Origin of the sequence: Actinotalea ferrariae, from assembly GCF_019733465.1 — a bacterium.
In the GTDB taxonomy this organism is placed as follows: Bacteria; Actinomycetota; Actinomycetes; order Actinomycetales; family Cellulomonadaceae; genus Actinotalea; species Actinotalea ferrariae_A.
In genome coordinates this window covers 1-8,988 of sequence record NZ_JACVQL010000314.1, presented here as the reverse complement: position 1 = coordinate 8,988, position 8,988 = coordinate 1, and the positions used below count along the sequence as shown (strand labels likewise).

The following is an 8,988-nucleotide window of genomic DNA, read 5'->3' as shown; positions in this document are numbered from 1 at the left end:
GCTCCGATCAGCCCGGTGGGGCGGCCGCGCGGGCCAGCCGGCCCGCCAGCGCCGCGAGCGCCGCGCGCAGCTCGGGCGGCTCGTGGACCACGAGCTCCGCGCGGAGGTGACCGAGCCAGGCGGCGGCCTCGTCCAGCGAGACGGAGCCCATCACGACCTCGCAGCGGTCGTCGTCGAGCGGCGTCACGACGGCGACGGAGAGTCCGTAGACCTCGCGGACGACCGCGGCGGGGGCGTGGACGTCGACGCGGCAGCGGTAGGGGTACGCCCGGGTGGTCACGCCGTCGGCCGTCCATGCGCCGAGGTCCGGGTCCGGCGGCTCACGCGGCTCGAAGCGCGCGCCGAACGGCTGGCGCGGCGTCAGGCGGTCCACGCGGAACGTGCGCCACTGCGCGGGCCCGACGTCCCGGGCCACGAGGTACCAGCGGCCCGCCGAGTGCACGAGACGGTGCGGCTCGACCTCGCGTCGTGACTCCTCGCCGTCGTGCCTGCGGTAGTCGACGCGCAGGCGCCGCGTGTCGTTGATCGCGAGCGCGAGCGTGAGCAGGACGCCGACGTCGACGTCGGCGCCTCCCACCTGCGGGGGCACGATCGCCTCCGTGAGGCCGTGCAGCGTGTGCCGGACGCGCGAGGGCAGCACCGTCTCGAGCTTGGCGAGCGCACGCACCGCGGTCTCGGCCACACCCGCCACGCCGCTCTGCGCCGCCGTGCGCAGCCCGACGGCGACGGCGACGGCCTCCTCGTCGTCGAGCAGGAGCGGCGGCATCGCCGCACCGACGCCGAGCCGGTAGCCGCCCGCCGACCCCCGCCGCGCGTCCACCGGGTAGCCGAGGCCCCGCAGACGGTCGATGTCGCGCCGCACGGTCCGTTCGGTGACGCCGAGCCGCGCCGCGAGGTCGGGGCCCGACCACTCGCGGCGCCACTGGAGCAGGGCGAGCAGCTCCAGGAGCCGGGCCGACGTCGTCATCGTCACATCCTCCTCCGCATCAGGACCGATCCTGTCCTCAACGCGGTCGAGAGTGAAGGCATGGACACCACCGGAACCCACCCCGAGACCACGCCCACCACGTCCGCTCCCGCGAGCCGGGACGGCCTGGATCCCCGGATCCGACCTTTCCGCGTCGACGTCCCGCAGGCCCAGCTCGACGACCTGCGGGCGCGGCTCGCCCGCACGCGCTTCCCCACCCCGCTCCCGGGTGACGACTGGGACACGGGTGTGCCCGTGGCCTACCTGCGCACGCTGGTCGACCACTGGGAGAACCGCTACGACTGGCGCGCGGAGGAGGCGCGCCTCAACGCGTGGCCCCACGTCACCACCGACATCGACGGCCAGCGGATCCACCTCCTGCACGCGCGCTCGCCCCACCCCGACGCGCTCCCGCTCGTGCTCACGCACGGGTGGCCGGGCTCGTTCGTCGAGTTCCTCGACATCCTCGGCCCGCTCACGGACCCCGTCGCGCACGGCGGCGACGCCCGCGACGCCTTCCACGTCGTCGTGCCGTCGCTCCCGGGGTTCGGCTTCTCGGGTCCAGTCGCGGACGCCGGCTGGGACACGGCTCGCATCGCGCGCGCCTGGGCGGAGCTCATGCGACGCCTCGGCTACGCCCGCTACGGCGTCCAGGGCGGCGACCTCGGCGCGGCCGTGTCCCCCGAGGTCGCGCGCGTGGCGCCGGACGCCGTCGTCGGCGTCCACGTGAACGGCAGCATCGGCATGCCGCTGCACGGTCCGGACGAGGCCGAGCGCGCGACCCTCACGCCGCTCGAGCAGGACCGCCTCGCCCGCGTCGAGTCGTTCATGCGGGAGGAGTTCGGCTACATCGCGATCCAGTCGACCCGGCCGCAGGCGCTGGCGGCCGGCCTCGTCGACTCGCCCGTCGGCCAGCTCGCCTGGATCGTCGACAAGTTCCGCGAGTGGACGTACCCACGCACGGCCCTGCCCGACGACGTCGTCGGGCGCGACCGGCTGCTGACGAACGTGATGATCTACTGGCTGACGGGCACGGCAGGCTCCGCCGCCTACGTCGGCTACGCGCAGGAGAACGCCTGGGGGACGCCTGCGGCCGTCTCGGGGGTGCCTACCGGAGCGATCATGTTCGCGGACGACGTGGGCATCCGGCGCTACGCCGAGAGGGAGCACCGGATCACGCGCTGGGTCGACGTCGACCACGGCGGCCACTTCGCGGCGCTCGAGGAGCCGGAGCTCCTGGTGGCCGACGTGCGGGAGTTCTTCCGGACGCTCCGCTGACGCGCACGGTCCGGCGGCTCGGGCGTGCGCCGACGCCCGAGCCCGCTCAGTACGCTGCCGACGTGGCGAAGAAGACCGCACCGACCGGCACGCCCGCGCTCGTCGCCCTCGCCGCGGCGGAAGTCCCGCACACGGCGCACGCGTACGAGCACGACCCGGCGTCCGACGTCGGCTACGGGCTCGAGGCCGCGCAGGTGCTCGGCGTCCCGCCCGAGCAGGTGTTCAAGACGCTGATGACCACCGTCGACGGCGCGCTCACGGTGGCCGTGGTGCCCGTCACGGGGAAGCTCGACCTCAAGGCCCTCGCGGCCGCGGTCGGCGGCAAGAAGGCCGCCATGGCGGACCGGCCCGTGGCCGAGCGCGCGACCGGCTACGTCGTCGGCGGCATCTCGCCGCTGGGCCAGAGGACGGCGCACCCGACGGTGGTGGACGAGACGGTCGAGCTCTTCGACACCGTCTTCGTCTCGGGCGGGCGCCGCGGGCTCGACGTCGAGCTGGCCCCGGGCGACCTCGTGCGGCTGACCGGTGCGGTCGTCGCGGACATCGCCCGGGACTGAGGCGCAGGCCGCAGGTCAGCGGCTCGCGAAGGGCCGGTCGCTCGGGACGATCTCCTTGCCGAGCGGCATGAGCGAGATCGGGATCATCTTGAGGTTCGCGATGCCGAGCGGGATGCCGACGATCGACAGGAACAGCGGGATCGCGGTGACGACGTGCTCGATCGCGAGCCAGATCCCCGCGACGAGGACCCAGATGACGTTGCCGACCGTCGACATGACGCCGGCCGTCGGACGCTCGACGACGGTCCGGCCGAAGGGCCACAGCGCGTAGCCGGCGATCCGGAACGACGCGATGCCGAACGGGATGGTGACGATCAGCAGGCAGCAGATGATCCCTGCCGCCACGTAGCCAAGGGCGAGCCAGAAACCGGCGAAGACGAACCAGATGATGTTGAGCAGTGTGCGCACGAGCCCACCGTCCTCCATCCCGGAGCGCGGCGGTACCCGGGAAGCCCCTGGTGCGTCCCTGAGGCGTGTGACGCACGTCGCACCTGCAGGCCGTCACGTCGCCCCGGCCGGTGGCGTCGACCCGATGAGCCACCGCCCGGTGGCCACGGACGGAGGACCCATGGCCCGCATCCCTGCCCCCACCCGGATCGCCCCCGCGGCACGGCTCGCGCTCGCGGCGACGCGGCGCATGTTCGGCCGCAGCCTCGAGCCGCACCGCGTCGTCGCGCACCACCGGGGCGTCTTCTGGGCGACAGCAGTGCACGAGGGGCTGCTTCTGCGCCAGCGCCACCACCTGCCGGTCGCGCTGCGTGACCTCGTCCAGCACCGGGTCGCCGTCGTCATCGGCTGCCCGTGGTGCATCGACTTCGGCGCGATGCTCGCGCTGCGGAGCGGCCTGACGCCCGAGCGCCTCATGGCCGTGCCCGACTACGCCGGCTCGCCACTCCTCACGCCGCTCGAGAAGCGCGCGCTCGCGTTCGCCGACGCCGCGACGGCGACGCCCACCACCGTGACCGACGAGCAGGTCGCCGAGCTGCGCGCGGAGCTCGGCGACGCGGGCGTGGTCGAGCTCGCGCACCTCGTCGCGCTCGAGAACCAGCGGTCGCGGCTCAACCACGCGCTCGGCATCACGTCGCAGGGCTTCACCGACGCGACGGTGTGCGCGCTGCCGGGAGCGGTCAGCCGGGCGTGACGTCGCGGACCAGCACGGGGCGGGCCGGGTCGTCGTTGTCGACGACGACGTCGGCCCGCGCCTCCGGGTCGATCTCCGCGAGGTAGAGGCGCTGACCCTCGACGTAGCGGGCGTTGGCCGGGTCCCGCCAGTCCGGCGGGCACCCGTCGCGCACGGACATCCGCGCGAAGGTCGCCGCGAACGAGGCGCGCAGGAACACCGAGAGGTCCCACGCCCCGTCGAGCTCGGGCCGGTGCAGGAAGATGCCGTCCACGAGGACCACGCCGTCGGGCGCCACCGGGACCGGCGCCGCCTCGACGGGACGGTCGGTGCGGTGGTCGAAGGCGGCCGTCCGTACCGCGCCGTGCGTCCTCGCCGCGTCGACCACCTCGGCCCGGAAGCGGTCGACGTCGTACGAGTCGCGGTAGAAGCCCATCGGCGACGTGCGTCCGCGGCGGTACCGCACCGCCCGCGGGTGGTGGAACCCGTCGATGCCGACGCGCACGACGTCGCGTCCCCGACCCGCCAGCACCACGCCGAGGGCGTCGGCGAGCACGGTCTTGCCGGCGCCGTCGACGCCGTCGACCGCGACGACCCGTGCTCCGCGCGCTGTGATGCGGTCGGCGAGCAGCGCCAGCAGCGACGGACGGTCCATCCGACGATGGTGCTCGCTCGCCGCGGAGCCGCGGGCGTCAGTCCAGGAGGCGGCCGAGCTTCTCGGGGTTGCGCACGAGGTCGAGGCCGTGGACGAGCCCGTCGGCGCCGACGCGTGGGACCACGACCGTCACCCCGGACTCCGTCCGGGTCCCCTCCCCCGCGACGACGTGCAGCACCAGTCCGACCTCGCCGTTGACGACGGCGACGTCGGTGCGCAGCTCGGCACCCGCCGCGAGCTCGCGGATGCCCAGGACGAAGCGGGCCACCTTCTCGGCGCCGCTGATCGGCCGGAGCGCCGCGTGCACGAGACCGCCGCCGTCCGAGCGAAGGACGACGTCGGGCGCCAGGACCGCGACCAGGCCGGCGAGGTCGCCCTCGACCGCCGCGCGGAGGAAGGCGTGCACGACCGCCTCCTGGGTGGCTCGCGGCACGGCCGGCTCGGGCGACTGCGAGCGGACCGCCCGGCGCGCGCGCGAGGCGAGCTGGCGTGCGTTCGCCTCGCTCGTCCCCAGGACGTCGGCGAGCTGCCCGAACGGCACCCCGAAGACGTCGTGCAGCACGAACGCCACCCGCTGCTCGGGCGTCAGCTCCTCGAGCACGACGAGGAGCGCCATCCGGATCGACTCGTCGACCTCCGCCACCTCGGCCGGACCCGGTGTCGTGCTGACGAGCGGCTCGGGCAGCCACGGGCCGACGTACTGCTCGCGCGACGCGCGGACCGCCCGCAGGCGGTCGAGGCAGAGGCGCGACGTGACGGTCGTGAGCCACGCCGCGAGGTTGTCGATCGCCGGACGGTCCGAGCGCGCGAGTCGCAGCCACGCCTCCTGCACCACGTCCTCCGCGTCGTGGACGCTCCCGAGCATCCGGTACGCGAGGCCGACGAGCCGGCCCCGCTCCGCGTCGAACTCGGCGGCGACGACGCCGGGCGCGCTCGCGTCGACGTCGGGCGTGCGCTCGTCCTGCTGCATGTCCCTCCTCGTGCCCGTCACCCCACCCCGACGCGTGGCGGGCGCCGGACGTGACACAGCATCCCAGCGCCGCACGGCATCCCGGCGCCGCGGATAGGGTCCGTGCGTGCCCGACTCCCCCGTGCGTGAGCCCTTGGCCCCGGAGCCCGGGGTCGTCGCCCTGAGGTTCGCGGCCGTCCGCGCGCGGGTCGCGGACGCAGCCCTCGCGGCGGGCCGCGAGCCCGACGACGTCCGGATCCTCCTCGCGACCAAGACCATGCCGGTCGAGGTGGTGCGCGAGGCCGTCCTCGCGGGGGCGACGCTGCTCGGCGAGAACAAGGTCCAGGAGCTCGTCGCGAAGGCCCCCGCGCTCGCCGACCTCGCACCGACGCTGCACGTCATCGGCCGGCTCCAGAGCAACAAGGTCAACCTCGCGCTCCGCCACGCGGCGTGCGTGCAGAGCGTGGACGGCGTCGACCTCGCCGAGCGCCTCTCGCGGCGCTGCGAGGCCCTGGACCGGCACCTGGACGTCATGGTCCAGGTCAACGTCTCGGGCGAGAGCACCAAGGCGGGCGTGGCGCCCGACGCCGCGCTCGACCTCGCGGCCGCGGTCGGCCGGCTCCCCCGCCTGCGCCTCACGGGGCTCATGACCATCGGTGCCGCCTCGCGCGACGTCGCGCTCGTCGCGCGGGGCTTCGCCCGCCTCCGCGAGCTCAGGGACGCGCTCGTGGCGTCCGGCGAGCCGGGCACGGGCGACGCCCGCGAGCTGTCGATGGGGATGAGCGGGGACCTCGCGACCGCGGTCGCCGAGGGCTCGACCATGGTCCGGATCGGCACCGCGGTGTTCGGCGAGCGCCCGCGGGCCTGAGCGCGGGCCTGATCCCGGCGCCGTCAGGCCGTCGGCGCGCGGGCCGGTGATATCGCGGCGACCGGTGTCGGCGGGCCGCACTAGCGTGGACCGTCGGCCGGCCGGGACCGGCGCGGCACGGCACGGCACGGCACGGCACGGCGAGCCGGCCAGGGCCGGACGGAGGGCGGGGAACGGTGGCAGTACAGGCGAGCCCGTCGAGGCCAGGGGCCGGGCGCGATCGGGACCCCGACGCATCCCGACGTCCCGAGCGCACCCGGGGCCTCGACGGACCCCAGGGCGCCGTCGAGTCGGACGGCCCCGGTGCCGCCGAGCCTCAGGGGCTCACGTGGCGACGGCTGTCGGGGCCCGCATCCACCGCGGCGGTCGCCGTCGCCGTGCTCGCCGCGGTCGGCGAGACCCTCGGCACTGTCGTCGCGGGCCGCCTCGCCGAGGACCCGACCGCGCCGCTCGTGGCCGCCCTCGCCGCGCTCCTGCTGGCGTCCACGCTGTTCGACACGCTCGGGCGCACGCTCTTCGCCGCGGTCGTCGGGCGCGCCGAGGGACGGCTGCGCGCGGACCTCCTGCGCGCCGCCTTCCGCCAGCCGCTGCCGGTCCTCGAGGAGCAGGCCGTCGGCGAGCTCATGGACCGGGTCGACGACGACCCGCGCCAGCTCGGCGTCACGCTCAGCCGCACCGGCTGGGCCATGGCGCGCTCGGTGCTCCGCTCGGCGCTCGCCTGGGTCGTCGCCGGCCTGACCTGGTGGCCCGCATGGTTCGCGTTCCCGGTCGTCGCGGCGGTCGTCGTGCTCGTGGCCCGGCGGCTGACGCCCGAGCTCGCGCGCCGCAAGCTCGCCGAGGAGTCCGCCTGGTCGGACCACTCCGCGCAGCTCGAGGAGGCCGTCACGGGCCGGGACGATGTGCGCTCGTCGCTCGGGCAGGCGCACGTCGTGCGCCGGTACGCCGAGCGCGCGAGCGTCGTGCTCGTCCGCGTGGCGGACACGTGCCGGGCGTCGCTCGCCGTGAGCCTGCGGACGGGCCTCGTCCTGCACGCGCTGCTCGCCGGGCTCGCCGTCGGCGGTGTCGCGCTGGTGTCCGGGGGACGGCTCGACGTCGCCGCGCTCGTCACGCTGTGGCTCCTCGTCACGACGTTCGTCGGACAGCTCAGCCAGGTCAGCCACCACCTGCCGGAGCTCCAGGCCGGTCTCGGCGCGCTCCAGCGCATCGGCACGCTGCTGAACGCGCCGCGCGAGCCCGCGGGCGGCGCCGCGCTGCCCGACGGGCCGTTGGCCGTCGAGCTGCGCGGCCTGACGTTCGCGTACGACGGCGGCTTCGCGCTGCAGGACGTGAGCATCGCCGTGCCCGCCGGGACGACGTGCGCGCTCGTCGGCCGGACCGGCGCGGGCAAGTCCACGGTCGCGAAGCTGGTCTCGCGTGCCGTCGAGCCGCCCCCGGGTGCGGTCCTCGTCGGCGGCCGCGACGTCACGACGACCGACGTCGACGCGCTGCGCCGGGCGGTGGGTGTGGTCACCCAGCGCACCGAGATCCTCGCCGCGACGCTCGCCGAGAACATCACGCTCTTCGGCGACGTCCCGCGCTCGCGCGTGCTCGAGGCGCTCGAGGCGCTGGGACTCGAGGACTGGGTCGCGTCCCTGCCGGACGGCGTGGACACGCGGCTCGGCACGGGCGGGACCACGCTCTCCGCGGGCGAGGAGCAGCTCGTCGCGTTCGCGCGCCTGCTCGTGCGCGACGTCGGCGTGGTCGTCCTGGACGAGGCGACGGCGCGGATGGACCCGCAGACGGAGCACCGCGTGACGCGGGCGTCCGAGCGGCTGCTCGCCGGCCGAACCGGCGTCGTCATCGCCCACCGGCTCTCGACGACGCGTCGCTGCGACGCGGTCGCGGTGCTCGAGCGGGGCCGGCTCGTCCAGCACGGGCCACGCAACCGGCTCGCCGAGGAGCCCGGGCCCTTCCGCGACCTCCTCGCGTCCTCGGGCGACCCCGTGACCGTGACGACGAGCGCCGCGCTGCCGGCCCGGGCCCGCCGGCGCACGCCGCGCGTCGCCCCGGAGGTCCGTCCGCCGCGCCTCGCCCGGACGGTGCTGCGGCTCGTGGGCGCGTACCCGCGGTGGGGCATCGCGGGTGCCGTCGCCTTCTTCGCGGGGTCGTTCCTCGGTGCGTACGGCGTGCTCACGGGGTGGCTGTGGGGTCGGCTGGTCACGGCGCTCGGCCGTGGCGAGGAGCCGTGGCCCGAGGCGGTCGCGCTCGCCGTGAGCCTCCTCCTCACGCCCCTCACGGTCGCCTTCGCCTTCCGCGTCTACCCGCTGTGGTGGTCCGCCGTGACGCTGCGGATGCGGCTCGCCGTCCTGCTGGGACAGACGCGTCAGCGCCGCCTGCCGCGCACCCCGCCGGGCGAGGTCACCGCACGCGCGCTCGACAGCGAGCGCGCGGTGCTCTACGCCGACCGGTGGGTCGACGTCGTCAACGGCACGCTCCTGGTGGTCGCGACGTGCGTCGCCGGCGGCGGCCTGCTCGCGGGCGTCGCGCTCGGCGCCGTCCTCGCGCTGTCCGCCGCCGTCTCGGCTGCGGGTGCCCCGCTCGCCGGCCGGTCGGCC

General features: G+C 75.7%; 9 protein-coding genes. 5 read left to right on the top strand and 4 right to left on the bottom strand.

Going from position 1 to position 8,988, the window contains the following annotated elements; translation table 11 throughout:
- Positions 1–7: 7 nt before the first annotated feature.
- A complete protein-coding gene (locus ICW40_RS18755) occupies positions 8–967 on the bottom strand; it encodes a helix-turn-helix transcriptional regulator (RefSeq protein WP_221655513.1) in 960 nt (319 codons plus the stop codon).
- A gap of 60 nt (positions 968–1,027) precedes the next feature.
- On the opposite strand from ICW40_RS18755, the gene ICW40_RS18750 reads away from it, so the two are divergent.
- Entirely contained in the window at positions 1,028–2,245 is a 1,218-nt protein-coding gene (locus ICW40_RS18750) for an epoxide hydrolase family protein (RefSeq protein WP_221655512.1), read from the top strand.
- A 62-nt stretch (positions 2,246–2,307) separates the two neighbouring features.
- Entirely contained in the window at positions 2,308–2,802 is a 495-nt protein-coding gene (ybaK, locus tag ICW40_RS18745) for a Cys-tRNA(Pro) deacylase (RefSeq protein ID WP_221655511.1), read from the top strand.
- Positions 2,803–2,817: 15 nt separating this feature from the next.
- Here ybaK and ICW40_RS18740 read toward each other — a convergent pair whose 3' ends face one another.
- Complete coding sequence (locus tag ICW40_RS18740; RefSeq protein WP_221655510.1) at positions 2,818–3,210, bottom strand: YccF domain-containing protein; 393 nt, start codon at positions 3,208–3,210, stop codon at positions 2,818–2,820.
- A gap of 160 nt (positions 3,211–3,370) precedes the next feature.
- Between ICW40_RS18740 and ICW40_RS18735 the strand changes: the two genes are divergently transcribed.
- Entirely contained in the window at positions 3,371–3,943 is a 573-nt protein-coding gene (locus ICW40_RS18735; RefSeq protein WP_221655509.1) for a carboxymuconolactone decarboxylase family protein, read from the top strand.
- Here ICW40_RS18735 and ICW40_RS18730 read toward each other — a convergent pair.
- Positions 3,930–4,577, bottom strand: a complete 648-nt coding sequence (locus ICW40_RS18730) for a uridine kinase (protein ID WP_221655508.1) — start codon at positions 4,575–4,577, stop codon at positions 3,930–3,932. The two genes, ICW40_RS18735 and ICW40_RS18730, sit on opposite strands and share 14 nt — an antisense overlap.
- 37 nt (positions 4,578–4,614) lie before the next feature.
- Positions 4,615–5,547: an RNA polymerase sigma factor SigJ gene (gene sigJ, locus ICW40_RS18725; RefSeq protein WP_221655507.1), complete on the bottom strand. Its 933-nt coding sequence runs from the start codon at positions 5,545–5,547 to the stop codon at positions 4,615–4,617.
- A gap of 106 nt (positions 5,548–5,653) precedes the next feature.
- On the opposite strand from sigJ, the gene ICW40_RS18720 reads away from it, so the two are divergent.
- Both ICW40_RS18720 and ICW40_RS18715 read left to right on the top strand, forming a co-directional pair.
- On the top strand, positions 5,654–6,394 hold the full coding sequence (locus ICW40_RS18720; RefSeq protein ID WP_308121908.1) for a YggS family pyridoxal phosphate-dependent enzyme: 741 nt from the start codon (positions 5,654–5,656) through the stop codon (positions 6,392–6,394).
- Between the two features lie 377 nt (positions 6,395–6,771).
- Positions 6,772–8,988 (top strand): ABC transporter ATP-binding protein (locus ICW40_RS18715; RefSeq protein ID WP_221655506.1); only part of this gene is annotated, 2,217 nt, incomplete at its 3' end.

Excerpts from the sequence above, each read along its gene's own strand:
- ICW40_RS18730 (WP_221655508.1), bottom strand. The coding sequence starts at position 4,577 with ATGGACCGTCCGTCGCTGCTGGCGCTGCTCGCCGACCGCATCACAGCG.
- sigJ (WP_221655507.1), bottom strand. The coding sequence starts at position 5,547 with ATGCAGCAGGACGAGCGCACGCCCGACGTCGACGCGAGCGCGCCCGGC.
- ICW40_RS18755 (WP_221655513.1), bottom strand. The coding sequence starts at position 967 with ATGACGACGTCGGCCCGGCTCCTGGAGCTGCTCGCCCTGCTCCAGTGG.
- ICW40_RS18735 (WP_221655509.1), top strand. The coding sequence starts at position 3,371 with ATGGCCCGCATCCCTGCCCCCACCCGGATCGCCCCCGCGGCACGGCTC.
- ICW40_RS18750 (WP_221655512.1), top strand. The coding sequence starts at position 1,028 with ATGGACACCACCGGAACCCACCCCGAGACCACGCCCACCACGTCCGCT.